Raw genomic sequence first — 1,505 nt, forward strand, 5'->3', positions numbered from 1 at the left:
TGCAAATATTTAAATAAAAATTTATATTTTTTTTAATTTGCAATATCTAAAGATAAAAATATACCCAATATTATAATAATAAATGGCGAGCATCAACTAAATATTTAATCGATAAAATAAGAACGATCGATAAAATCAGTATGTTTTGTTATATTTCTATTGATAAATAATAATTTCTTGATTGAATCATAATGGGTAGGTTCATTAACAGATATTCGAAAATCTAAATCTATTGTTTTTAATTCTTCTTTATTTAAATATAATACTTTTGTTTGTAAATTTAAATTGCTTTTCATATTAAAGTATAAAAAATGAATTTGGAAATTATACTGATTTAAAATTTTAATTAAATAAAACCGATTTAAAATAATTATATTTTTATCTTCATTGTATATATCAATAAGGATATTTTCATTTGAAAATTCAATATATACTATTCCTTGTCGAATTTTTACTGTTCTGTTCCAAATAATTAAATAATTTTGAGTTTCTGTTGATAAATCTTCTTTTTTTTGAGTTAAAGTATTTTGAAATTTTATTAATTCTGCTTTTTGTTGAGCTAAAGATTCTTTTTGTTGAATTAAATCGTTTTGAGCTGTTGTCCAAGATTCTTCTTTTTGAGTTAAAGTATTTTGAAATTCTATTAATTCTGCTTTTTGTTGATCTAAAGATTCTTTTTGTTGATCTAAAGATTCTTTTTGTTGAATTAAATCATTTTGTTTTTTCAATGAATAATCATTAATTTTTCTTAAATACAAATCTAATAATTTATCATTATGATTTTCATAATTGTTTTTCGCCTTATCAAAAAATTTTATTAACTCAAGAACCTTTTGAATACCAGATGTTGGCGTAGTATCATTATCAAAAGCTACTAAATCAGAAAAAGTAATATTTTTTGCATGTCCTATTGCGGTAACAATCGGTATTTTTGAATTTTTAATAGCTGTGATTATATCTGAATTATTAAAAACATTATTAATTTCTGATTCATCACCGCCTCCACGACTAAGTAAAATAATATCACATTTATGTTTATCATTTACTTCTTTAACCATTTTACAAATATCATCAATAGCTTCGTTTCCTTGTACACGAACCTTAAAGAATTCATAATTTTTATAATTTACTTTTTTCAATTCCCATTCAATATCTGAAAGAGCATCAGTTTCGTTTGTTAAAATCCCTATTTTTAAGTCTGATTTTATAGCTTTTATATTTTTTTGACAATTTTCTTCTGTAATATTTTTTATCAATAAACAATTAATAATTTCTAATTTATAAGTCCAACGTGTATAAAAATATTTATAAATTAAATTACTTTGAATAATGATATTTTGATCTATCATCTCTCTTGTAAATGATGGTCCCGTTATTTTTATTTGTTGATTATCATTTTTTTGACTAGTAATTACCAAATTTTTCTTTTGATTTCGTTTAATATAACCCTTAATTAGAGGTAATTTATTTTTTTTATATTTATCTCTAAATTCATCAATTCTTTC

1 protein-coding gene is annotated in these 1,505 nt (G+C 21.2%); it reads right to left on the reverse strand.

Features of this window, described 5'->3' with window-relative positions:
• Positions 1 to 104: 104 nt before the first annotated feature.
• On the reverse strand, positions 105 to 1,505 hold a 1,401-nt coding region (locus KTO59_RS04240), incomplete at its 5' end, for an exodeoxyribonuclease VII large subunit (RefSeq protein ID WP_284928813.1).

The sequence above is a fragment of the Candidatus Phytoplasma sp. AldY-WA1 genome (assembly GCF_020312115.2).
In the GTDB taxonomy this organism is placed as follows: Bacteria; Bacillota_I; Bacilli_A; order Acholeplasmatales; family Acholeplasmataceae; genus Phytoplasma; species Phytoplasma vitis.